The sequence below is a fragment of the Natronomonas pharaonis DSM 2160 genome (assembly GCF_000026045.1).
Classification (GTDB): Archaea; Halobacteriota; Halobacteria; order Halobacteriales; family Haloarculaceae; genus Natronomonas; species Natronomonas pharaonis.
On record NC_007426.1, the window covers coordinates 2,423,171 to 2,445,787 of the forward strand.

At 64.1% G+C, this 22,617-nt stretch carries 23 protein-coding genes; 12 read left to right on the forward strand and 11 right to left on the reverse strand.

Annotated elements, in window-relative coordinates; all coding sequences use genetic code 11:
* Positions 1–4: 4 nt before the first annotated feature.
* A complete protein-coding gene (locus tag NP_RS12300; RefSeq protein WP_011324198.1) occupies positions 5–1,291 on the reverse strand; it encodes a glucose-6-phosphate isomerase in 1,287 nt (428 codons plus the stop codon).
* A 110-nt stretch (positions 1,292–1,401) separates the two neighbouring features.
* Here NP_RS12300 and NP_RS12305 point away from each other — a divergent pair, with 110 nt between their 5' ends.
* From NP_RS12305 to NP_RS12320, 5 genes are all read left to right on the forward strand, one after another.
* Positions 1,402–1,866 (forward strand): DUF5812 family protein, encoded by a 465-nt coding sequence (locus NP_RS12305; protein WP_011324199.1) that lies wholly within the window; start codon positions 1,402–1,404, stop codon positions 1,864–1,866.
* 65 nt (positions 1,867–1,931) lie between these two features.
* On the forward strand, positions 1,932–2,951 hold the full coding sequence (locus tag NP_RS12310; RefSeq protein ID WP_011324200.1) for a phosphoribosylaminoimidazolesuccinocarboxamide synthase: 1,020 nt from the start codon (positions 1,932–1,934) through the stop codon (positions 2,949–2,951).
* Positions 2,952–2,999: 48 nt separating this feature from the next.
* Positions 3,000–3,158: a hypothetical protein gene (locus NP_RS14645; RefSeq protein WP_011324201.1), complete on the forward strand. Its 159-nt coding sequence runs from the start codon at positions 3,000–3,002 to the stop codon at positions 3,156–3,158.
* A gap of 267 nt (positions 3,159–3,425) precedes the next feature.
* Positions 3,426–4,658 (forward strand): iron ABC transporter substrate-binding protein, encoded by a 1,233-nt coding sequence (locus NP_RS12315; RefSeq protein ID WP_011324202.1) that lies wholly within the window; start codon positions 3,426–3,428, stop codon positions 4,656–4,658.
* Between the two features lie 351 nt (positions 4,659–5,009).
* Positions 5,010–6,617 carry an ABC transporter permease gene (locus NP_RS12320; protein ID WP_011324203.1) on the forward strand — a complete coding sequence of 536 codons (1,608 nt, stop codon included), beginning with the start codon at positions 5,010–5,012 and terminating at the stop codon, positions 6,615–6,617.
* Between the two features lie 20 nt (positions 6,618–6,637).
* Here NP_RS12320 and NP_RS12325 read toward each other — a convergent pair whose 3' ends face one another.
* Positions 6,638–7,603: a formyltetrahydrofolate deformylase gene (locus NP_RS12325; protein ID WP_011324204.1), complete on the reverse strand. Its 966-nt coding sequence runs from the start codon at positions 7,601–7,603 to the stop codon at positions 6,638–6,640.
* A gap of 198 nt (positions 7,604–7,801) precedes the next feature.
* On the opposite strand from NP_RS12325, the gene purS reads away from it, so the two are divergent.
* Together purS and purQ are read left to right on the forward strand one after the other, a co-directional pair.
* Positions 7,802–8,053: a phosphoribosylformylglycinamidine synthase subunit PurS gene (gene purS, locus NP_RS12330; protein ID WP_011324205.1), complete on the forward strand. Its 252-nt coding sequence runs from the start codon at positions 7,802–7,804 to the stop codon at positions 8,051–8,053.
* Between the two features lie 57 nt (positions 8,054–8,110).
* The gene (gene purQ / locus NP_RS12335) at positions 8,111–8,785 is read left to right on the forward strand and encodes a phosphoribosylformylglycinamidine synthase I (protein WP_011324206.1); all 675 of its coding nucleotides are present in this window, start codon (positions 8,111–8,113) and stop codon (positions 8,783–8,785) included.
* Here the strand turns inward: purQ and NP_RS12340 are convergent, their stop codons facing one another.
* Positions 8,786–9,862 carry an archaeosine biosynthesis radical SAM protein RaSEA gene (locus NP_RS12340; RefSeq protein WP_011324207.1) on the reverse strand — a complete coding sequence of 359 codons (1,077 nt, stop codon included), beginning with the start codon at positions 9,860–9,862 and terminating at the stop codon, positions 8,786–8,788.
* A 46-nt stretch (positions 9,863–9,908) separates the two neighbouring features.
* The gene (locus tag NP_RS12345) at positions 9,909–10,277 is read right to left on the reverse strand and encodes a VanZ family protein (protein WP_011324208.1); all 369 of its coding nucleotides are present in this window, start codon (positions 10,275–10,277) and stop codon (positions 9,909–9,911) included.
* Positions 10,278–10,397: 120 nt separating this feature from the next.
* On the opposite strand from NP_RS12345, the gene NP_RS12350 reads away from it, so the two are divergent.
* Complete coding sequence (locus NP_RS12350) at positions 10,398–12,338, forward strand: aldehyde ferredoxin oxidoreductase family protein (RefSeq protein ID WP_011324209.1); 1,941 nt, start codon at positions 10,398–10,400, stop codon at positions 12,336–12,338.
* Between the two features lie 9 nt (positions 12,339–12,347).
* Here the strand turns inward: NP_RS12350 and NP_RS12355 are convergent, their stop codons facing one another.
* Positions 12,348–13,454: a hypothetical protein gene (locus tag NP_RS12355; RefSeq protein ID WP_011324210.1), complete on the reverse strand. Its 1,107-nt coding sequence runs from the start codon at positions 13,452–13,454 to the stop codon at positions 12,348–12,350.
* A gap of 64 nt (positions 13,455–13,518) precedes the next feature.
* Positions 13,519–13,797 carry a ubiquitin-like small modifier protein 1 gene (locus tag NP_RS12360; protein ID WP_011324211.1) on the reverse strand — a complete coding sequence of 93 codons (279 nt, stop codon included), beginning with the start codon at positions 13,795–13,797 and terminating at the stop codon, positions 13,519–13,521.
* Positions 13,798–13,882: 85 nt separating this feature from the next.
* Here NP_RS12360 and NP_RS12365 point away from each other — a divergent pair, with 85 nt between their 5' ends.
* Positions 13,883–14,275 (forward strand): hypothetical protein, encoded by a 393-nt coding sequence (locus NP_RS12365; protein ID WP_065813943.1) that lies wholly within the window; start codon positions 13,883–13,885, stop codon positions 14,273–14,275.
* Positions 14,276–14,277: 2 nt separating this feature from the next.
* Here the strand turns inward: NP_RS12365 and NP_RS12370 are convergent, their stop codons facing one another.
* The 3 genes from NP_RS12370 to NP_RS12380 all read right to left on the reverse strand — a co-directional run bounded on the left by NP_RS12370 (position 14,278) and on the right by NP_RS12380 (position 17,706).
* A complete protein-coding gene (locus NP_RS12370; protein WP_011324213.1) occupies positions 14,278–14,697 on the reverse strand; it encodes a universal stress protein in 420 nt (139 codons plus the stop codon).
* A gap of 66 nt (positions 14,698–14,763) precedes the next feature.
* On the reverse strand, positions 14,764–16,539 hold the full coding sequence (locus NP_RS12375; protein ID WP_011324214.1) for an ATP-binding protein: 1,776 nt from the start codon (positions 16,537–16,539) through the stop codon (positions 14,764–14,766).
* A gap of 51 nt (positions 16,540–16,590) precedes the next feature.
* Positions 16,591–17,706, reverse strand: a complete 1,116-nt coding sequence (locus tag NP_RS12380; protein ID WP_011324215.1) for a helix-turn-helix transcriptional regulator — start codon at positions 17,704–17,706, stop codon at positions 16,591–16,593.
* A gap of 154 nt (positions 17,707–17,860) precedes the next feature.
* On the opposite strand from NP_RS12380, the gene NP_RS12385 reads away from it, so the two are divergent.
* Positions 17,861–19,123, forward strand: coding sequence for a DUF7096 domain-containing protein (locus tag NP_RS12385; RefSeq protein WP_011324216.1), 1,263 nt, complete (start codon positions 17,861–17,863; stop codon positions 19,121–19,123).
* A gap of 36 nt (positions 19,124–19,159) precedes the next feature.
* A complete protein-coding gene (locus NP_RS12390; protein ID WP_011324217.1) occupies positions 19,160–19,624 on the forward strand; it encodes a type IV pilin in 465 nt (154 codons plus the stop codon).
* 43 nt (positions 19,625–19,667) lie between these two features.
* Here the strand turns inward: NP_RS12390 and NP_RS12395 are convergent, their stop codons facing one another.
* Complete coding sequence (locus NP_RS12395) at positions 19,668–20,294, reverse strand: methyltransferase domain-containing protein (RefSeq protein WP_011324218.1); 627 nt, start codon at positions 20,292–20,294, stop codon at positions 19,668–19,670.
* Positions 20,295–20,396: 102 nt separating this feature from the next.
* Here NP_RS12395 and NP_RS12400 point away from each other — a divergent pair, with 102 nt between their 5' ends.
* Positions 20,397–21,335 carry a branched-chain amino acid transaminase gene (locus tag NP_RS12400; protein WP_011324219.1) on the forward strand — a complete coding sequence of 313 codons (939 nt, stop codon included), beginning with the start codon at positions 20,397–20,399 and terminating at the stop codon, positions 21,333–21,335.
* A gap of 15 nt (positions 21,336–21,350) precedes the next feature.
* Here the strand turns inward: NP_RS12400 and pan2 are convergent, their stop codons facing one another.
* Positions 21,351–22,568, reverse strand: coding sequence for a proteasome-activating nucleotidase Pan2 (gene pan2, locus NP_RS12405; RefSeq protein ID WP_011324220.1), 1,218 nt, complete (start codon positions 22,566–22,568; stop codon positions 21,351–21,353).
* Between the last annotated feature and the right edge of the window lie 49 nt (positions 22,569–22,617).

A 22,617-nucleotide genomic window follows, 5' to 3' on the forward strand; every position in this document is an offset into this window, starting at 1 on the left:
GCGGTCACTCGACGCGTCGGACGGTCTTGTCCGCGACCGCTTCGGCTTCCTCGAAATCACCGCCGCCGAGGAGTCCGCGGGCGGCGCGTTTGCCCCACTCGACGGCCGGCTGTGTGAACGTCTCGATGCCCAGCAGTTCGCCGTAGAGAATACAGGCGGCTTCCATCCCGTAGAGCAGTTCGCCGACGCCGTGGGCGTCGAGGCTGTCGAGTTCGATGCGGACGTTCGGCTGTCCAGCGGCGGCCAGCGACGCCTCGGTCGCCTCGAATTCGGCATCAAGCAGCGACTCCAGCGATTCCCCGCCGAGATACGACAGCGCGTCGATATCCGTCTCGGGGATGTCGACGCCCGCCCGCTCTCGCGGGCGGACGAGCGTGACAAGCTTGTCCTTCCGACCGGCGCGGTACAGTTGCAGCTGCGAATGCTGGTCGGTCGCGCCGAGCGCCCGGGCCGGCGTCTGTCCGAGGCCGTCCTTACCGAGGCTTTCAGCCCACAACTGGGCGAACCACTCAGCGAACGGTTCGAGCTGCTCGGCGTACGGGACGATAGCGTTGGTCGTCGCCCCGCGCTGTTCGGTCGCGTAAGCGACCGCACCGTAAGCGTAGGCCGGCGATTCGAAAAGCGACGGCGCAAGCGACTCACGGCCGGCCGCGCCGCCCGCGAGAACGGCTTCGATATCGCAGCCGAGCGCGGCTGCAGGCAAAAGCCCGACAGCCGAAAGCGCCGAGAAACGGCCGGGAACGCCCTCGGGAACCGTACACGACGGCAGGTCGTGGGCGTCGGCGAGCGTCCGCAGCGGCCCCTCCGCGCCGGTCGTGACGACCGTCCGGTCGGTCCAATCGACGCCTGCGTCGGCCATCGCTTCACGGACGACGAGGAAGTTCGCCAGCGTCTCGGCGGTCGTCCCCGACCGCGAGACGACGTTGACGAGCGTCGACGAGAGCGGGAGCTCATCGAGCAGTTGACGGGTGGGGGCCGGGTCGACGTTGTCGAGCGTGTAGTGACTCTCGGCACCCAGCGCTGCCGTAATCGTTTCAGCGCCGAGCGCCGAGCCGCCGATGCCGACGGTCAGTACTGCCTCAGGGTCGAACCCCGAGACAGCCTCATAGATGGCGTCGGGGTCGGTATCAGTCGGGAGTGCGAGGCTCGCATAGCCGAAGCGCCGGGCTTCGATGTTCGCTTCGATGCGGTCGTGGGCGTCGGCGACACGGTCGTCGAGCCGCTCTAATGACGCCTCGGAGACGCCAGTGACGGCCTCGGCGGCGAGGGCGTTACCGAAATCGACGTTCATGTTCCGGTCACCGGCGGCGACCGCCAAGGCGTTGACGGTGAGCGGACGGTCGGAGACGTGCTAGCGGCTCCCGCGAAACGCCGAAGGGCATCGATACCGTTCGAGTGGATATGAACGCCCAGGAAGGCTGTTTTTTAGTCACGCACGCTGAGGAAGCGTCGGCGGTGCTGAAAGACGTCGACCGCGGACAGGTCCACACCCTGGCCGACAACCCCGGCGTCGAGGTCCGAGACGTCATCGAGGGGACGGTCGCCCCCGAGCCGCCGATGGAAGTGGCCTACCAGCTTGTCGACATCGAGACGCGCCGGCAACTCTCCATCGAGGAAAGCCCGGAACCGCCGACCCAACAGGAGCGGGCGATGGCCGCCGAGCAGCCGACCGGCGAGATGGCGACCGAAGAACGCGCCGGCACCGGCGAGATACACGTCCTTTCGGTTCCGGAAGACCAAACCGAGCCGGCCGTTGAGGATGTTCTCGACGACGAAGCGACGCTGGTCCGGGCCGCGAAGCTGGGCGTCGAACGCGTCGAAATCCGCAGCGAACCCGGTGTCGTCAGTGTCCGGTATCTCCCCTGACCGGCCACCGCAGCCCGCTTTCGCGATAGAAACGCCTTTCCGGCCACGCGGATTCTCACCCGGTAATGACCAGCGTCAAGGAGTTCCGCATCGAGGAGCCGGCAACGGAAACGGACCTCGGTGCCGGAGCGTTCGTCTTCACCGATGACTACTCGGTGTTCGACTGGGGGAAGATGCCCGACTCGATACCCAACAAGGGTGCGTCGCTGTGTGCGATGGGCGCGGCGAACTTCGAGCGGCTGGAGGCCGAAGGCATCCCGACCCACTACCGCGGCGTCGTCAGCGGCGGCGAGGTTGTCGCACTGTCGGAGGCGGTCTCACCACCCCGGGAAATGGCGATCGAACTCACGCAGGTCCCCGACCTGCCGCACGACGGCCGCGAGTACGACTACGAGGCGTTCCACGCCGACGCCGGAGAGAACTACCTGATTCCGCTCGAAATCGTCTTCCGAAACACGGTCCCAGTCGGCTCGTCGCTGCGCTCGCGGGCCGACCCCGAAGCGTTCGGCCTCGACTACGAGGAGTGGCCCGACGAGCCGGTCGATTTGCCGGAGCCAGTCGTGGAGTTTTCGACGAAGTTCGAGGAGTCCGACCGGTATCTCTCGCGGTCGAACGCCGACTACATCGCCGGCAAGGCCGACATTGACGACCTCGAATCGGTAGCCCGCGATGTCAACACCATCGTCACCGAGACGGCTGCCGAAGCCGGATTGAAACACGAGGACGGCAAAATCGAGTGCCTGTATTTCGACGGCGAAATCCGGGTCGCCGACGTGGTCGGCACCTTCGACGAGAACCGCTTTTCCCACGACGGCCAACAGCTCTCCAAGGAGGTCGTCCGCCAGTACCACAAGCGGACCCAGTCCGAGTGGGTCGAGGCGGTCGGCGAGGCCAAAGAGCGGGCAAAGGCCGAAGACGTCGCCGACTGGCGGGAGCTCTGTGAGACGGAGCCGGAGCCGCTCGACGACCACGTTATCGATGCCGTTCGGGACATGTACACCGCCGGCACGAACGCCTACATCGACCGGGAGCTGTTCAGCGCGCCGCCGCTTTCAGAGGCCGTCGAAACGGTCAGGAAACTGTAGGCGGACGAATCCCGGGTGTTTTTATTATCGGCTGTAGAACGGCCGGATATGACCCCCCTACAGATTCTCGACCCCGTGATGGCGGTCGTACTGCTGGGTATCGTCACGACGCTCGCCATTGTCTTCGGGTTCATCTGGGCGTACGGCAAGATACGGGAACCGCCGGAGATTCACACCGACGACGAGAACGGCGGCCACGCGGCCTGAAAGGACGGCACTGTTTCTGCACCGTGTTTGGAGCAAGACCGTACTGACAGCAAGCCGCGGGTGTCCCGTGGCAAGACTCTTAGGGTAGCCAAAATATCGTCAGTTACAAGCTTTTAGGATAGCCAAAACGAACCACGGTGGAAGACGTGGACGGGTTAGAAGTCGACAAAGCGGTGCCCAGTAGCCGTTTTTCCTGGCCAAATCGTTCTCTTTTCGGGACAGATATCGATAGCTATATATGCTTTAGGCCGACCTAAAACTACATGTATGAGTCAGCAGCGACAGACTGACGGTAACGACGGTCGGTTCACCGGGCGGCGAGCATTCATTGTAGGCGCAGCGGCAACCGGTGTTGCCGCATTCGCCGGATGTACTGACAACGGCAACGGTGACGGCAACGGCACCGGCAACGGCACCGGCAACGGCACCGGCAACGGCGACGGCAACGGGGGCGCTGACAGCGTCGCCGGTGCATCCCCGCTCGGCCAGCCGGTAGAACCCGCAGGCGTTTCGTGGGACGACCTCGGTGACCTTGAAGGCGAGATCACCGTCTATTCGGGGCGGACGCCCGACCAAATCGACCTTGTGTTCGAGCAACTCGAAAACGAGTACAGCGGGCTAACGATTAACCGCGACTACGACGACAACGACGCACAAGTCAACCAGTTGATGCAGGAAGGCGAGGCAACGCCGGCGGACGTGTTTTATTCACAAGACCCCGGCGCACTGCAGGCAGTCGCCGACAACGGTCTTACACAGGTGCTTCCGGAGGATGTCATCGACACCGTTCCGGGAAGCTACCGGCATCCCGACGGACACTGGACCGGCGTCAGTGGCCGCGTCCGGTCGGTTCTGTACAACAGTGACCGTCTCGACGAGACACCGTTCGACAGTTGGGACGAGCTTCCGGACGACATCTTCTCGTACGCCGAAGATCCACGGTTCGAAGGCATTATCGCAACACGTCCGAACTCGGGGACCTTCCGCGGGTTCATTCAGTCGATGGTCGAACTCGAAGGCGAAGAAACGACCCGCCAGTGGGTTAGCGACTTCATGGACCAGGACCCACAGCTATTCACGAGCGGCAGTAGCCACGCGGAGGCGATCAACCGCGGTGGGGACGACGATCCGATAATCGGGCTCGGAAACAGCTACTACGGGGCTCGCATCGTCAACGAAAACCCCGACGCGCCGCTCCGCGTTGCGTTCACACAGGATGACCCGGGCGCTCTGTTCAGCGTGGCCGGTGTTGCTGCGACGGCCAACGTTGATGACCCCGAACTCGTCGCTGAGTTCGTGCGCCACCTGGTCGCCGTCGAGGGCCAGGAGTTCATGATGGAGGACAACGGCGAGTTCCCTGTCATCGACGGTGTCGACTACGTCGGTCCGCTGCCCGGCCCCGACGAACTCAACTCGCCGACGTTTGACCTCTCAGAGTTCGATATGGAGCTTCAGGGCGCGCGCGAGCTCCTCGAAGACGAAGGGATGCTTCCGGTCTAACAGCCTTCGAAACACCCGCTTCGTATCACCGTTTTACCGCGTCCGGAATCTCCCGAGCCCGGTGGAGGCTCGGGACAGGTTCCAGCTCCGTGGCGAACTGCCCACGCCCGTGTCGTCTAGACAGCGCATATAGAACAGAAGGTTGGCCCGCTCACGTAGAGAGTAATCCAAAGCCTTAGGCCGGGCGGAACCGAAAATCGGCGTAATTCGCTCGGCGAGCAGAAAACGACGGTAATCACACGGACATACCGCCGTTTTCGCATGGGACCGCACGACGGTACAGCGGAACACAGTGGCCGGACAGCCGTGGGATATCGGCCGCATCTGCTGAAGAAAGACACTATCACACCAATGACGGAACAACGCCAGTCGGACGAATCACCACCAAGCGGTTCGATTAAGGAGCGCATCGACCCTTGGATGGTCGGCCTCGCGTTGCTTAGCGCCATCCTCGCCGCACTTGTCGTCTCACCGATGCTCTGGCTGGTCTGGCAGGCCACAACGGTCGAGCTTGGACGGGCATACGACCTGATGTTCTCTCTCCGGACCGCAGAGATTACCCTCAACAGCATCGTGTTGATGGTGTCGGTCACCGGCTTTTCAATACTGCTCGGCGTTCCGCTTGCAGTGCTGACAGTCCGAACTGACCTCCCGTACCCGCGGTTCTGGACAGTCGTCGCCGCGCTGCCGCTCGTCATCCCGAGCTACATCGGTGCGATTGCGTTTGTCTCGATGTTCGGTTCTGGGGGCGAGATTGATTCTCTGTTCGGCATGACGATTCCGCGAATCGACGGGCTATGGGGGGCTGTTTTCATCATCACCCTCTACACGTATCCGTACGTCTTTCTGACGACGCGGGCCGCGCTGGTCTCGATGGACAGTCGACTCGTAGACGCCGCCCGGACGCTCAATCATGGCCCCGTCAAAGCGTTCCGCGACGTGACACTGCCGAACATCAGACCCGGTATCGCGGCCGGGGCGCTACTGGCAGGGCTGTATGCGATTTCTGACTTCGGAACGCCCGCGTTCATGCAGGCTCGTGTGTTCACAAGCCGGATATACGGGGAGTTCAGCGGGTTTCAAGTCGAGTACGCCGCGTTGCTCGCGCTGCAGCTAGTCTCTATCGTCGCCATCGTGCTCGTTATTGAGGCCGGCATCGGCCGGGACGAAGACGCCAGCGGCGGGGGCGGAAGCGGGGCGACTATCATGCTCGGCCACTGGAAGTGGCCGGCGATGGGCTTCGTCTCGTTGCTCGGCGTGCTTACACTTGTCATCCCGGTTGCAATCTTTACTACCTGGGTGTTCCGAAGCGAAGGAGACCGGATCCCGGCCCTCGAATTCCAGACCGAGGTAGCGTTCAACTCGGTCTATCTTGCGCTACTCGCCGCACTCGTTGCGTGTCTGTTCGCTCTGCCGGTCGCGTATTATTCGGGCCGGACGAGCTCCTTCGTTTCACGAGTCCTCGAACGTGCTACGTACATCGGTTTCGCGGTCCCCGGTGTCGTCATCGGTCTGGCATTGGTGTTCCTCGGCACGCGAACGCTGCCGTCGTTGTACCGGGAGGGGGTGTGGCTGCTCGTGTTCGGCTACGTCATTCGATTCCTCCCGCAGGCGGTCGGCACCGTCCGGTCGTCGGTCCTCCAAGTCGACGACGAGACTATCGAAGCCGCACGGACGCTCAACGCCGGACGGTTGGAGACGTTCCGCCGCGTGACGCTTCCGATGATAGCCCCAGGTGTCGTCGCCGGGGCCGTCCTTGTCTTCCTCACGACGATGAAGGAGCTGCCGATGACGCTGATGCTCCAACCAATCGGCATGGACACACTCGTTATCAAGGTGTGGCAGGCACACGAAGCACTCGCATATCGGTACGCCGCTGTTCCGGCGCTACTTCTCATCCTCATTTCGGGCGTGACAATGATTGTCCTGCTCCGGCAGGAAGGCTACGAGGTTACCTGACTCGGGTGGAGCACCTACGGTCAGTCGTCGCCCGAGACCGCCTCGCCGAGGCCGTCGACCGGACGGTCGGGTACCATCTCGTCGAAGGACTCCGGCAGCCCGAGTTGGTAGTCGTCGGTGTCGACATCGTCTCTCAGTTCCGTACGGCCGTGGTAGACGTGGGTCGCGTTGTCGAGGTGGAGTTGGACGGCCTCCAAGAGTGCCTCAGCCTCCAGCGGCTGGCCGCGGCGTTCGAGCTCTTCGGTACTTGCGCCCGCGGGTGCGTTGAACGCCCGTTGGGTGATTATCGGTCCTTGGTCGAGGTCCGTCGTCACGTAGTGGGCGGTGACGCCAGCGATGCGGACGCCTTCCTCGCGGGCCTGCCGATAGGCCTCCGCACCGGGGAACGCCGGGAGCAGGCTCGGGTGGATGTTGATGATGCGGTCCTCATACCGGAAGACGACGTTCGGGCTGAGAATCCGCATATACCGCGCGAGGACGATGAGGTCGGTGTCGTAGTCGTCGAGGAGTTCGAGGAGTCGCTCCTCGTCGGGGGTGCCCTTCTCGTCGCCGATATTATAGAAGTCGACGCCGTAGTGGTCGGCAAGCGGTTCGAGGTCGTCGTGATTGCCGATGATGACGCTGATGTCCGCGCCGAGTTCGCCGTCGGCCCACGCCTCGAAGAGCGCCTCCAGACAGTGGGACTCCTTTGTCACGAGAACAGCGATGGTCCGTGTCTCGCGGTCGGCCGGGAACCGCACCTGAATGTCGACACCGAGTTCGTCGCCCAGTTCCGAAAGCGCCGTCCGAAGCTCCGACTCCGTACAGGACATCCCTGCGGTGTCGACGGACATCGTCATCCGGAAGATTCCTTCCCGGACGGCCTGGTCGAGGTCCTCGATATTGATGTCACGCTCGAAGAGCAGCGTCGTCACGCGGGCGATGAGACCGGTGTCGTCGTCGCCGACGACCGTAATTTCGGTGTACTCTCGGGTCACGGCCGCCACCTCCGACTCGGGCTGAACGGGCCAGTCATACTGTGCTGTCAGGGGGCCGGCTGTCAAAAGGGCGACGTTCTCGTCTTCTGTGGCGGGTTCTCCCCCGGTAGGGAGACACACGTCCGCGAGTCCGACGGTCGTATCCACGAACGTGTACACCTCCCCGAATACACAACCGTTTTCACGCACGAACACGCCACGTCAGATATGACCGCCTACACCGCGACCGTCACCGTCCGGCTGAAGCGGGGCGTCCTCGACCCCGAGGCCGAAACGACACAGCAGGCCCTCGAACGGCTCGGGTTCGAACTCGAAGACCTCCGGTCCTCGGACCGCTTCGAAGTCGACCTCGACGCCGACGACGCCGAAAGCGCCCGCGAGCGGGCCACTGAGATGGCCGAGCGCTTGCTGGCGAACCCGACTATCCACGACTACGACGTCGACGTCGCCGAAGCCTAAGATGACCGTCGCTATCCAAATGCTACCGACGCCCGCCTCGCCCACGGAGGGATCGGCGTGACCGTCGCTATCATTCGCTTCGGCGGCTCTAACTGCGACCGCGACGCCGAGCGAGCGCTCGCACATCTCGACATCGACGCCGAAATCGTCTGGCACGAGGACGGCCTCCCCGAGGAGACGACAGGCGTGATGATTCCCGGCGGCTTCTCCTACGGCGACTACCTCCGAGCCGGCGCGATGGCCGCCCGTGCGCCCATCATGGACGACGTCCGCGAGCAAGCCGAGGCGGGCGTGCCGGTCCTCGGCGTCTGCAACGGCGCACAAATCGGCTCTGAGGGCGACCTCACTCCCGGCGCGTTCACGACGAACCGCAGCGCCCGCTTCCAGTGTGAGCCGGTGTATCTACGCGTCGAGAACGCCGAGACGCCATGGACTGAGGCCTACGAGGACGGCGAGGTCATCGAGGTACCAATCGCCCACGGCGAAGGGCGGTTCGAAATTGCCGACGACGAACTCGAAACGCTCGTCGACGAGGACCGAGTCATCTTCCGCTATTGTGACGCCGACGGCAATGTCACCGACGCGGCAAACCCCAACGGCTCGAAGGACAACGTCGCCGGCGTCCTCGGCGAACACGAAAGCGTCGCGGTGCTGATGCCCCACCCCGAGCGGGCGTCGCTGCCGGATATCGGTCCGACGGACGGACAGGGCGTACTCGAAGGGTTCCGCTGACTAGTTGACAAGCGGCTGGTTGTAGGCCGTCTCGTTTTCCATCACGTACTCCCACGTTGCGGTACACTCACAATCGACTTCCTCGAAGACCGACGGGTCCTGTCTGAGGTTGAAATCCTTGATAGCCCGCTGGACGAGGTCGTCACACTCCCCGCAGTTGTGCGGGCCGCGGTCGGAGCCGTGGCCGACCGGGTCGGAAACGACGATGACATCCTCGTCGGCGGTCGCTTCGAGCACGTCACAGACCGACCACAGCCACGGCGGCCGATAGCCGCCGTCGTGGTAGAGTTCTTCGACCATCGTGTGCCGCTGGACGTTACAGGGGTTCATCGAGACGGTGTGACAGCCGTCGGCGGCCGCACACCGACGCACCGACCGCTTCATGTCCTCGACAGCGTCCGGCTCGGCGAGAAACGGCGGCTTCAGCAGGAGATACGCCTTCACGCCCGCACCAGTCGCCTGCGCCTCAACGCAGGCGTCCTCGAACTCTGCGAAGTCGAAGTATTTGTTGACGGCGTCGTGGCGGACCCGGTCGGTCGCGGTCTCCAGTCCGATTGCCACGTCGGTTTCGAGCCCTCGGTCAGTGAAGTCGGCGACCTTCTCACGGTCGACAAAATCCGGCAGCGACTCGACGACCATCCGGTCGCGGTCGGCGAACGTCTCGGCGATGGCCGCCCGCGTCTCGGCGGGGATTTCCCGCTCGTCGAGAAACGAGCCGGAGGTGTAAATCTTGATGAGTCCCGCCTTTTCGTCGGCGTTGTCGGCCTCGTGGTCCAGACAGTGCTGTATCTGGGTCATCAGGTTCTCGTGGCCGACGCTGCCGCCCTCGACCGACTCGGCGACGTATCCACACATCGTACAGCCACCGGCGCGTGCCCATCGGCAGCCGCCGGTGTTGAGAATAATCGTAAGCGACTGGTATACGCCGTCAGGGGTGTTGTCCTCGTCGAGCCACACCCGCGTCGGCTCCGTCGGGTCGTAGGTGTCGTCGTTGCGCGCCCGAATCTCGCGCATCACCTCGTTGTGGGCGTCCATTCCGCGCCCGTCTTCGTAGGTATCCGGCGTCGGCTGACTCATTGGCAGGCCTAGCCCGGCAGGCCGTAAATCCGTGTCGACTGCCCGTTCAGCGACAGCAGCCGCCGGGCAGCCGCCACCACCAGAGCGTTGCTCCGAAGGCGGCCCCGACGGCGTTGTAGCCGACATCCAGCGCTGACATCGTCCGGTAGGGGAGTTGCCCCTGCAGCAGTTCGATGGCGGCCCCATAGAGCGTGGCGACGGTGACTGCCACGAGCAGCCTCCGAGGGTCGTCAGCCCGGAAAGCGGCGGACAGAGCCACTGCGAGGACGGCGTAGCCGCCGACATGGAAGACAGCAGTGCCGCCGGGGATAGTCGTCCCGCCATCAGCGACACCGGGGTCAATGACGGACGCGACGAGCAACACTGCCGCCCAGCCCCCGGCGGCAGCGGCCCATCGGGGCCGGAGTCGAGTCATGGCCGCCGTTCGGCCGACGCGTACTTCAGCGGCGTGGTCGTTCAGCGAAATCAAAACTGGTTACTCCTCTACGGTAAGTATTACCTCGGTTGGGGACATCTAGCTAGGCGGTGTAACCGTATGACTGACTTAGGAGGGTTCCACGACCGAATCGCACGCATCGACCTCTCGGAGGGCGATGTCGCCTACGAGAGTATCGACCAGAAAGACGCCGAGAAATATCTCGGGGCGCGCGGGCTCGGTGCCAAGTACGTCTTCGACCAAGGGCCAGATGTCGACCCGATGGGGCCGGAGAATCTGCTGGCGTTCATGACCGGACCGCTGACCGGTACACAGGTGACGATGAGCGGCCGCATCGCCGTCTGCACGAAGTCGCCGCTCACCGGAACAGTAACCGACAGCCATCACGGCGGCTGGTCGGGCGCGCGCCTAAAGTGGGCTGGCCTCGACGGGGTGCTCTTCGAGGGTGCGGCAGACAAGCCGGTGTACGCCGTCGTCGAAGACGGTGCCGTCGAGCTGCACGATGCGTCACACCTGTGGGGAAAAGGGGTCCACGAGACCCGGGATATCCTTGCAGAGGAACATGAAGGCGCCTACGGCAAGAACCTCTCGATGATGGGTATCGGCGAAGGCGGCGAAAACGGCGTCCGATACGCCTGCATCATGAACGAAGACGACCGAGCGTCCGGCCGGGGTGGCACGGGCTGTGTGATGGGTTCGAAGAATCTCAAGGCCGTGGTCGTCAAGGCAAAAACCGACATGCCGAAGCCCGCCGACCCCGAGACGTTCACGGAAGGCCACAAGCAGGCCATGGAGCTGATTCAGGAGTCGGAGGTCACCGCGCCCAATGAGGGCGGGCTCTCGCTGTACGGGACAAACGTCCTGATGAACGCCACCGAGGAGATGTCGGGGCTCCCGACCAGAAACGCCAAATACACCTCGACGAACGATGCTCGCGAGGACGGCTTCGGTGACGAGGGCTTCGACGCTGAGGCGGTCTCCGGCGAGAACGTCAGAGAGAACATTCTCGTCGACGAGCCGACCTGTCACTCCTGTCCGGTCGCCTGCAAGAAGGAAGTCGAGGCCGATGTCGTTCATAAGGGCGAGGAGCTGAACGTCCGGACTGAATCCTACGAGTACGAGTCGGCGTGGGCGCTCGGTCCCAACTCCGGCCACACCGAGCGTGACGAAATCGCGCTGATGTTACAGCGGTGCAACGACCACGGCATCGACACCATCGAGGCCGGCAACATGCTGGCGATGGCGATGGAGATGACCGAGGAGGGCAAACTCGACTCGCTTGGCGAGGGTATCGAGTGGGGCGACACGGAGGAGATGGTCGAGATGATAACGAAAATCGCCACCCGTGACGGCGAGTTGGCGGACCTGCTCGCCGAGGGGCCCCGTCGCGTCGCCGACCGGATGGACGCCCACGACAACTCGCTGGCGGTCAAGGGCCAGACGATGGCCGCCTACGACCCCCGCTGCATGAAGGGGATGGCAATCGCATACGCGACATCGAACCGCGGCGCCTGCCACCTGCGCGGATACACCCCCGCCGCCGAGATTCTCGGCATTCCGGAGAAGGTCGACCCCGTCGAGTGGGAGGGCAAAGGCGAGCTGACAGCGACCTTCCAAGACATGCACGCTATCAGCGACAGCTTCGATATCTGCAAGTTCAACGCATTCGCCGAGGGCATCGAGGAGTACGTCACCCAGTACAACGGGATGACCGGCCGCGATGTCGGCGAGGAGGAACTACTCGAAGCCGGCGAGCGTATCTACACGCTCGAACGCTACTACAACAACCTGGCCGGCTTCGATGGCAGCGATGACGACCTCCCGGACCGCTTCGTTGAGGGCCGTGAGGGAGCGGTCCCCGGGCAGGGCGGCAGCGAGGGCAGCCTCGTCGAACTCGAAGAGCTGAAAAACGAATACTACGAGACCCGTGGCTGGGTCGACGGCGTCGTCCCCGACGAGAGACTCGACGAACTCGGTATCGATGTCGGCCCCGGAACGGGCGTCTCGGCGGGCGACTCAGCCGCGCCGGCCGACGACTAATGTAGCCGGTTATCGGCTGAGGTCGAAGGCGACGGCGACACCGCCGCCGATGACACCCCAGAAGACGAACCGGTATCGACCCGCCGGGAGCTCCGGACAGACCGCAAGGTCGTGAATCGATTTTTCTTCGATGGCTTCCTCGGTGAGTTCGACCTGCCACTCGAAGCCGTCGCCCGGCGAATGGACGATTTCCTCGTCGGTGTACCCCATCGGTCGGTCGGCGTCGGCAACGCGAACGTCCTGCCAGCCGTCGTCGGTGGAGACCTGCAGATTGTACTTGTTTCTATTGCCGGTATCGACAAATCGGTCGGCAACGTTTGTCAACCGGATTGTCGCCGTTTCGCCGTATTCGTAGGCCGGTTCGTCGACGCGAAGCGCAAGGGCTGGGTCGCTATCTGCTTCGACCGTCCCCCACTCGATTTCGGCCTCATCAACGCCCTGCGGGTGGCGCTCAACCTCTTCGGCGTCGCAGTCGAGCGGAGGAACCGGTTCGGGGTCGTCGTCAGGGCGTACGTGCCCCGTAAGGTCAGCAACCGTCGGTCCCAGCGGGTCGTCGGCCGTTCCGACGACAGTCGCCGTCTCGCCCCACCCGTTGGTCACCGCAACGGCAGCCGTATCGGCCGGGTCGTCCTCGAATGTGACCCGAAGCAGCGCCGATGGGTAGGTGACGACCTCGGCACAGGCGGTCTCCTCCTCGCTGGTATCGATGACATCGGCGCGTGCGACCAGTTCACCGTCGTCGAGACGGCTGTCTGCGATTTCGAGTCGGTCGTGGCAGGCGTTCGGGCCGACAGACTCGACGACGACGAGCCGCTCGTCTCCGTAGTCGATGTTCTCGAGAAACGACTGGAACTCGTCGCTGCGGTCCTCGCCGACGGCATCATCGTACCGGCCGAAAACTGCCTGCTGGCGGTCATCGTCGTCGATAACGACGACGTTTCCGACGGCGTCGTCTCGGTCCCACGCTGGGCGGCCGGTCCGCACCGCAAGCGGCATCGTCTCGGTCGTGATACCGTTAGTCTCGCCGTTGTCCGTTTCGGGGTCGAGACAGCCGGCAACCGCGGTGCCAACGCCGACACCGGCGAGCCGAAGCGCTGTCCGCCTGTGAAGCTTCATACACGACCGTCGATGGCCAGTAGATGAGTGGCTTGTGGTGGCTCAAAGAGCCGCTTGATATACGTTAGCCACCGCTCACCGGGGGGAAAAGTGCGAGTTCGTCGCCCTCCTCTAGGGTCGTCTCGAACCCGTCATCCGAGACGAACGGGTTCCGGTCGTTTCTGAGAACGCGGATGTGGTCGCGCAACTCGCCGTCTTCGTCGAGCACCTCAGCTTCGAGGTCCGGGTGGGCCGCAAGCAGCTGCTCGAAGGCGTCCCCGAACGTGTCGCCGGGGGCGGCATCGACCTCGACGCGTTTCGTCCCGGCAGCCTCAGCGAGGTTGGCGAATAGTCGCCATTCCATACCTGTACTGTGAGGGGCCGGCCGTATTAGGGGTGACGACCGTGCCGCCGGATGATTTATGAGCGGCGTCAGAGTATGTCAACACATGTCACGAACACTATTCGGTATGCTCGGTGCGGTAATGGCACTGTTTCCTGACGCTGTGCTCGATGCCTTCGAAGCAATCGCACTCGAATCGCCCGGCGAGTACACGCCGAGACCGTGGCTTCGCTCCGGGGTCAGAGCCGAGGGACTCGTTTACGCCGCTCTTGCCGTGGTCGGTGGGAGAGCCTACACCGGACTACTGTACGTCGTGGGCGCGGTCGGCGCAGTCGTGGTCGCCGCGCCACGACAGTATCTCGCGTTCGGGGCCCGACTCGCCTACGAGGACGGCGACAGCGTCGAGTGGACCGATGGGTTCGTCCGTGCGGCGCGCTGGTTGGGCGTCTGCTGTGTCCTGCTGGCTGTTCGGGGGGTGCGAACGGAGCGAGAGGACTGACCTCACCGGACGACCGTTACGGGTACTGGCGACCGGCGAACGACTGTCTCGGCGACACTGCCGAGCAGTATTCGGGAAATGCCGTCCCGGCCGTGGCTCCCGATGACGACGTGGTCGATGTCTTCGTTTTCGGTAGCGTCGATGATAACCCGTGCTGGACGACCGATTTCGGCGGCCGTCGCGACTGAAACCCCGCGGTCGTCGCCGCGTTCGACGGCCCGTTCGAGCATGTCGTTGGCGGCGTCCCGTTCGGCATCGAGAACGCGGGCGACGCCGCCGGCTTCCATACCGGCCCCATAGCCGGCCTTCGAGGGGTCGATAGCCCGCAGACAGACCAGCGTCGCCTCCGGAAACTCGTCGGCCGCGTGTTCGAAGGCCGTCCACGACTGCTCGGAGCCGTCCATCGGTACGAGAACGCGCATACCGAACCGAGCGGGCCGGCAGACAAAAAGCCACCTCCGAATCCCGGCTGCTGTCGCCGCGGCCGGTCAGTCTCTTCCGTGGCGGGTCAGACAGTTCGAAAGCCCACGGAGCTCGACCGGTTCGGAGTTGTCCGGCGAGTAGACCACCATCTGTCCCTGCTCCATGTAGGGGACTTTTCCTTCCAAATTCGAGGGGATGTTAACGGCCTTGATGGCGTCCTCGTCGCCGAGATTCAGCACGACAGTCGTGTTTATTTGCTTGAATATGGGGTCGGCGATATCCTGTGGGTCCTGCGTGATGAGAAAGAGGCCAAGCCGTTCCTTGCGGCCCTGCTTTGCCGCCTCGGCGAACTTGCCGATAACGCGGTCGGCTTGGACGCTGTCGGCGTCGGTCAGGAAGTTGTGCGCCTCGTCCATCCCCAAGACGAGCGGCGTCTCCTTGATGCGGTCGTGTGTCGGGTCGTTGGAGAGCTTTTCGTCGACGATGAGCGAGGCGACCGCAAGAACCACGGTCGTCGTCGCCCGCGAGTCGTTGATGTGGTAGGTCGGCACCGTGGTGACGCCGCCGGGCCGGACGAACTCCGAGACGAGGTCCGTAATCGGGCGCGCATCGCCATCGAAGATGTGGCTGAAGCCGCTGATGCGCCGTCGAACGGCATCGAAGGTCGCTTCATGGACTTTGCCGGATTCGTCGAGTTCCTCCCGAAGCGCCGGGTCATCGAGGAACGACCGGAACTGCTCGTAGGTGCCGCCGTCGCCGAACTGTCGCTTGAACCGCTTCAACAGCACGCTGACGAGCGCGTTGTACTGGTTGTCGTTGAGCCCGCTGCCGGCGACGAGCCACGGGTTGTCATGGACCATCGAGAACGGAATCGAGAACTCGACCTGCTCGGCGCGGTGGTGGGAAGCAGCATACGACGTGCCGTCGACGGCCGGTACGAACGCCTTCGTGTCGTCGACACCGCCGTGGGCGATAGCCTCCCGCTCGAGCCGTCGCCTGAACTCGGTTCCGATGTCGGGGTTGTCGTCGTGGAGCTGTGCGTACTCGTCTTGGGGGTCGAACTGGACGAGCGCAGGTGCGCGTTCGCGGCCGTCGCCGATGTCGTAACGGCGGTCAGCGGCGAGATACTGCCGTAGAATGTTCTTGGCGGTGTGGGTCTTCCCAGAGCCGGTCCCGCCAGCGACGAGCGTATGTCGGAATACGAGCGGGTCACCGGCGTCGTCGTCGTCCTTTAGCCGATAGTCGATGGTCGGCGGGCTGGCGGCCGTCTTGACCTTCTGGCCGCCGACGGAGAGATGGCCGACGAAGACGCCCGCCTCCGGAATCTTGAGCCCGGTCTTGATTTCGGTATCGTCGACCGCCTCTCTGACAACTGTCTCGGGCTTTGGCACCCGGTCTGTCATCCGGCGTTTGAGGTCACCGTCCTCTTCGTAGAGCACGGCAACGGGCTCCAGCGTCGCCATGAACTTGTAATCGTGTTCGTCGATGCCGTCGCTTCGCATCGCCCGGCGGGCATGAATCTCGGTCGCGTCGTCGGCACGGAACTCGCGTTCGTATTCGAGCGCCGCAATCCGGCAGAAAAGCCGCTCGCCGTCCGGGTAGGCCGCAACGAGGTAGCTCCCGATGCGGATATCATGACGGTTGTCGGCGGTGACGTAGGCACGCAGCCGGGTGTCATCATCGTCCTCACTGATACGCAGCCCCGCAGAGGCCGAGATGGTCCCGATACCACGGTCGGTACCGACCGGGGTCGCCGAAACCGCCTCGAAGTCGTCGCCGTCGTTGGTGTCGTCGCGTTCGTCGTCGTCGCCGAAACTGTCGAATCTACCCGGGTCGGACATACACCGATTGTGTCCGGCATCGATTAAAAACGTGCGCATGCCGCGCTCGGCCTACTTGTCGTTGGTGTCGATATCGTCGATACCTTCACCGGGCAGGCTGATGAGGTTCTCCCGGCCGATGCGGAGTTTGTCAACCCGGTCCTCGTCAGCCATCGACGACAGTAGCTGTGAGACCTTCGCGTTCGACCAGCCGGTTTCCTTGACGATGTTGGCCTGCTTCATCCGCCCGCCGTTCTGTTCAAGCAGGTATTCGACGCGCTCCTCGTCGGAGAGCAGTTCCATGTCGATTTCGTCGTCCGCCGTCTCGGCGTCGCTTCCGGCAGCGTCGTCGGAGGTCGGCTCCGCTGACGCGCCGCCGGGCGGGGGACTATCGGCGGAGGCGTCCGGTGGTGTTTCTTCGCTTCCCGACCCGCTGCGGCGACCAGTTGGCGGCCAGTGGCGGGCGACAAGCAGGTACAGGCCCAGCAGTAGGGCTGCGCCGCTCAACAGCAACGCGCCCCACAGAAGCATCGTCGATATCCCGACATCGGGAGCCGGCCCGGGCGACGACTGCGGGTAGACGATGGTGAAGTAGCCGGGGCCGAACGTCTCCGGCCCCTCCCAGTGGAGGTCTCCTTCTTCGGCACCAATCGGCGAGGTCGTCGGGCCGGCGTAACCGGGCGGGGCCGCAATCGTAAGCGACTGGTCGTCTTCGAGACCGGGGAGCCACGGGCCGTTCGTGGTGTTGAACGCATCGTCGACATAGAGCGTCCCGTTGTCGTCGATACGGGCGAACGACTCCCAGACGAACGTAACGCGGAGCTCGCCGTACTCCGTGCCGTTTTCGTCTTCGACGATTGCGCTGTCCCGGCGTGGAGCGGTAACGGCCATCTCACGGTCGGCCGCCCGCTCGGCTTCGGCGGCGGCCCGCTGGAACGCCCCGTGTCCGGGGTCTAAATCCTCACGGCCCGCTTCGAACGCTTCGGCGAAGGAGTCGAACCTGTCGCGGTCGGTCTCGTTGGTGAACGGGACAGAGACGGCTATCGTCCACTCGGCGTCGCCGTCGTCTTGCAACTGTGCTTCGAAGTGCGTCTCCTCGGCGTCGGGCTGGGCGAGAGCCGGGGCGGCACCGGCGGCTACCAGACACAGGAGGAGGGCACAGACGAGGACGGGAACCCGACACCGCATTGGGTAATGTGTGGACACCCGCAGGGCAAAACCCTTTCCATCGCGAGATAAAACGTCTCAACGGTTGATAAAGCGTCTCGGCAACTGTGCGCCCGCCATTTCGAGGCGGGCGAGTACGGGCGGATTTTTATTCGTCGGCGTACAGGGGCTCCATATGAACGGTGCCCGAGCAGTCCTCTGTGCCCTCCTCATCTGCGTGGCCACCCTCGGCGGCGTCGTCATCGCCGCCGATTCGCCGGACGGGGCGTCGGCCGCCGAGCCGACGGTGTCGGCCACGGACGCACCCCTACCACAGACTGACGGTGAGTCCGACCGGCTGCTGTCGATTGTCTCGGAGGGCGACACCGCCGAGTATCTTGACCCGCCGCCCGGTACAATCGACCGGAGCGGCCAAGAGACAGTCATCGTCGATGTCTCCTCCGCAGTGGGGACAAACAGCGACACCATCAGAAGCGAATTCCGCCAAGAGTCGCTCGTAGCGGCGTTCGAGGAAGCGACGACCGATGCGGAGCGAAACGACATTGCCGCCGATGCGGCTACTCGGCTCGACGAGCGCGCCGACGCCCTCATCGCGGCCGAGCGGACGGCTATCGCCGAATACAACGACGGGGCGATAGGCGAACGGGAGTTCCTCTCGCGGATTGCGGCAATCGACAGAGCGGCAGACAGAACAGCGACGACAGCCGACTGGCTCAGAGACGACGCAGAGACACACCTGAGCGACGAAGCCCAGCAGCAAGTCGCCACCGACGCCGCACAACTGCTGCGGTTGCAGGGGCCGGTCCGGGAGCGAACGGCTGCTGCGCTCGGCGGCGACGAGCCGGTGCGGGTCAACGTCGACACCCGCGAGGAGGCGGTCGTACTCGCCACCGTCGATGACGGTACCTACGTCCGCGAGGCCGTAGACCCCACGGCACAGACGGTCCATATAGAGGACCGCTACGATGATGATACCGTGCTCGCGCTGTCGCGGTTCCAAGAGCTGTACCCATGGGTCGACGACGCCCGGAGCGGGACGAGTATCTCCCTGTTCAACTCCGACCACCCGCCGACTCGCATCTACCAGTTCGAGATTCCGCACACGCAGGGCGAACTCATGGCCTACCTCGATGGTGGGTCGGCCGACATCATCCACGAGACCCACCGGCTTGACCCCGAGTCGATGCCCGCGACGACCTACGAAGCGAGCGACAACGGGCTGGCGCTGCAGGTGAACGCGACCCGCGGCGGCGGTCCGCTCGGCATCGAGGTTGTCGATGCGGATACCGGAGATGACGTACCGGCGACAGTGCGCGTCAACGAATCCGAAATCGGAACAGCCGACGACGGGCAACTGTGGACGGTCAGCCCCCGTGGCGCAGTGACGGTGACCGCGAGTCACGGCGGCGATTCGGTCTCGCTTGAGACCGAGCTGTAGCCCGGGCTTTTTATGCGATAGCGCGCCAGACAGGCCATGTCCGACCGTGCGGTCGCTCCTATCGTCGCCGTCGTCTGTCTCGTCGGCGTTGTCGTCGCACTTGCTGCGGCCGTCGGCGGTGCGGTTCCGACCGATGTTGCCGCACCGCCGCCGTCGGCGACCATCGACGCCTCGGCCGGGGCGGACGGAGAGCTCCGGCTGACACACCGCGGCGGCGAGCCGCTGACTCCCGAAACGCTACGACTGCGGGTCTCCGTCGACGGCGAACGGCTCGACAAGCAGCCGCCGGTGCCGTTCTTTTCAGCCCACGGCTTCGAGAGCGGCCCGGATGGGCCGTTCAACAGCGCCTGGAACGGCGACTGGCGGGCCGGAGAGACAGCAACCGTAACTGTCGCGGAAACGAACGCGCCATCTGTCACCGTCGGCTCGACGGTCGAGATACGGCTCTACGCGGGTGACCACCGATTGGCGCGGCTGGAGACAACCGCTAGCACAGTGTAGTGACCCGTCCGAACGACTACCTACCGCCGCATTCTGCGCGGGTTCATTTCTCGTCGGGGACCTCGGCAATCGTCGTAATCGCACGCGGCGTGCCGGGCGCGCGCTGCTGAATGCGGTGTTCGAAGGTCTCGAAGCCGGCCGCCGCGAACATCCGGTCGGCCTCGTCCTCGTCGTAGAAGAGCATGATAGCGTCGGCGAGCTTCTGGAACAGCGTCGAGTTCGGATAGTCGGGGCCGACGACCAGCACCGTTCCGCCGGGCTTCGTGACGCGGCGGGCCTCCGCAAGCGCGTCGACGGGATTGGGCCAGTACTCGATGGACCCCGACGACCAGTAGGCGTCGAAGCTGTTGTCGTCGAAGGGAAGCCGTTCGGCGTCCCCGCGGTGGAAATTGACGGTCCCACGTTTGCCGAACTTGGCGTAGGCCTTCGCAAGTTGGTGGGCCGACTGGTCGAGGCCCCACACATCGTCGGTGTGTTCCAACAGCCCCTCGGTCGCGAAGCCGGTCCCACACCCGACATCCAGCACGCGGTCGCCGTCGTCGATGTCGAACCACGTCAGTGCCTCGTCGCGCATCTCCTCGTTCCAGATGAAGGGGTTGATGGTGTCGTACGCCTTCGAGAGGTACTTGTAGAAGAGCCGCGCGCGGGCTTTGTCTTCGAGGACTCCCATCACGCTACATAGGTTCGGTCGGGCCATAAGACCCCGGATTCGGGCCGGGCAAGCGGCAAAGAATCGTCAACACTCATTACACGCCCCGCCCACAGGCGAAGTATGGCTTTCGAGGAGATGGACGTCGATACCATCTGGATGGACGGCGAGTTCGTCGACTGGGACGAGGCACAGACCCACGTGCTGACCCACTCGCTGCACTACGGCACCGGCGTCTTCGAGGGTGCGCGCTGTTACGATACCGAGGATGGCCCGGCACTGTTCCGCTGGGAGGAACACCTCGACCGGCTCTTCGAGTCGGCGAAGGTGCTCGACCACGACATCGACCACACACACGAGGAAATCACCGACGCGACGCTGCGGCTCATCCGCGAGCAGGGCCTCGAATCCTGCTACATCCGGCCGCTGGTCTACTACGGCTACAACTCGCTGGGCGTCTCGCCGGAAGACTGCCCGACAAAGACGATGGTCGCCTGCTGGCCGTGGGGGGCCTACCTCGGTGAAGACGCCATCGAAAACGGCGTCGACGTGATGGTGTCGACGTGGCGGAAACACGCCTCCAGCCAGATTCCGACCAACGTGAAAGCGACCGGTCCGTATATCAACTCCATGCTGGCCGGCGAGGAGGCACGCCGCAACGGCTACGTCGAGGCAATCGTCCTCAACAAGGAGGGGAAGGTCGCCGAGGGGCCCGGTGAGAACATCTTCATGGTCAACGACGGCGAGATATACACGACCGGGCTCTCGGAGTCCATCCTCGACGGCATCACCCGCGATACGGTCATCGAACTGGCGCGTGACCTCGGATACACCGTCCACGACGAGGCCGCTATCGGCCGCGGACAGCTCTACACCGCCGACGAGCTGTTCTTTACCGGCACGGCCGCCGAGGTCACGCCCATCCGGAGCGTCGACGACACCGAAATCGGCAACGGGGGCCGCGGCCCGGTCACCGAGGAGATACAGCAGCGGTTCTTCGATTTGGTCGACGGGAAGCTCGACGGCTACGACGAGTGGTTCCTGCCGGTCGAAACAGAATAACAGCGTCTGCCGAGGTTAGTAGAAGGCTATCGGCGTCCCGGCGGCGTCGTCTTCGGCTATCTTTTCGAGTGCGTCGTCGAAGTCCTCGCGCCGGACCTCAGTGCGGCCATCACGGATAGCAAACATTCCGGCTTCCGTAGTGAGACTTTCCAGCTCCGCCCCCGAGAACCCCTCCGTCTCTTCGGCGATAGCTGCGAGGTCGATGGCCGAGTCAAGCTGCATCCCACGGGAGTGAATCTGGAGAATCTGGGTTCGGCCCTCGATGTCCGGCTCCGGAACCTCGATGAGCCGGTCGAAGCGACCGGGACGGAGAATCGCGCGGTCGAGCATGTCGAAGCGGTTCGTCGCCGCGATAATCGAGATGTCGCCGCGTCGGTCGAAGCCGTCCATCTCCGAAAGCAGCTGCATCATCGTCCGCTGGACCTCGGCGTCGCCGGACGTCTTTGACTCCGTCCGCTTGGCGGCGATAGCGTCGATTTCGTCGATGAAGATGATGGCGGGTTCGCGCTCGGCGGCCAACTCGAAGAGGTCACGGACAAGCCGTGCGCCCTCGCCGATGAACTTCTGGACCAGCTCGGAGCCGGCCATCTTGATGAAGGTCGCGTCGGTCTGGTTGGCGACCGCCTTCGCCAGCATCGTCTTCCCCGTCCCGGGCGGCCCGTGCAGAAGCACGCCGGTCGGCGGCTCAATGCCGACCTCCTCGAACTTGCCGGGGTTGGTTAGCGGGTCCTCGACAGCCTCACGGACCTCGCGAATCTGTTCGTCGAGGCCGCCGATGTCGGCGTATCCGACATCCGGGCGCTCGGAGATTTCCATCGCCTGTGCCCGGGCGTCGGTTTCGGCGTCCAACACCGTCTGGATGGCAAAGGAGTCGTTGATTGCGACCCGGTCGCCGGCCTCCAGTTGGTTGTAAAGCCGAGGCGAGACATCGGTGATGACCTCTTGGTTGTTTCCGTGCTGTTTGAGCAGCACTTGGTCGTCGGTCAGCTCCTCGACGGTCGCCAGATACAGCGACGAGGTCTTCAGCGCCTCGTTTTCGGCCTGTAGCTCGCTGACCTCCTCGTGGAGTTCCGATTGCCGCTCGCGGGCGTCCTCTAGCTGGTCCGCGAGCTCCTCGTGGACCTGTGAAACCTCGATGAAGTGGTTCCGAAGCGCGGCCAGGCGCTCGGCCTCGGACATCTCGGGGTCGAGGTTGAGCGTCGGCCGGTCCGGAAGCGAGGGACTATGCGACATTAGCCGTCGATAGGCGTTGGAGATTAAAAGGGCCTTTGGGTGGGGGAGA